The sequence below is a fragment of the Roseateles sp. P5_B10 genome (assembly GCF_056400485.1).
Genome location: NZ_JBFULE010001813.1, coordinates 1 through 501, shown reverse-complemented (window position 1 = coordinate 501; position 501 = coordinate 1). Strand labels below are relative to the sequence as shown.

The 501-nt window shown below is 64.7% G+C and carries 1 protein-coding gene; it reads right to left on the bottom strand.

Translation table 11 applies throughout. The features are described from left to right. Positions 1-501 (bottom strand): amidophosphoribosyltransferase (locus tag AC1DU6_RS36045; RefSeq protein WP_477863490.1); only part of this gene is annotated, 501 nt, incomplete at both ends.

The window sequence follows — 501 nt, the reverse complement described above, 5'->3', positions numbered from 1 at the left end:
GCGCATAGGCGCCTTCGATGGCGCGCAGGGCTTCGATGTAACGGTCGATGAAACGGTTGCGCTTGGAATGCGCGACGAGGTGCAGGATGACCTCGGTGTCGGTGGTCGACTGCATCATCGCGCCGTTTTTCACGAGCTCGCGGCGCAGAGTGAGACCGTTGGTGAGGTTGCCGTTATGGGCGACCGCAAAACCACCGGCATTGAGTTCGGCGAACAGCGGCTGGACGTTACGGAGAATGGTTTCGCCCGTGGTGGAGTAGCGGGTGTGGCCGACGGCAGCGGTGCCGGGCAGGCGTTCGATCACTTCGCGGCGGGAGAAGGTGTCGCCGACGAGGCCGAGGCGGCGTTCGGAGTGGAAGCGCTTGCCGTCGAAGGCGACGATGCCGGCGGCTTCCTGTCCGCGATGCTGGAGGGCGTGGAGGCCGAGCGCGGTAATCGCCGCCGCATCGGGATGTCCGTAAATACCGAACACGCCGCATTTTTCGCGAAGCATGTCGCCGT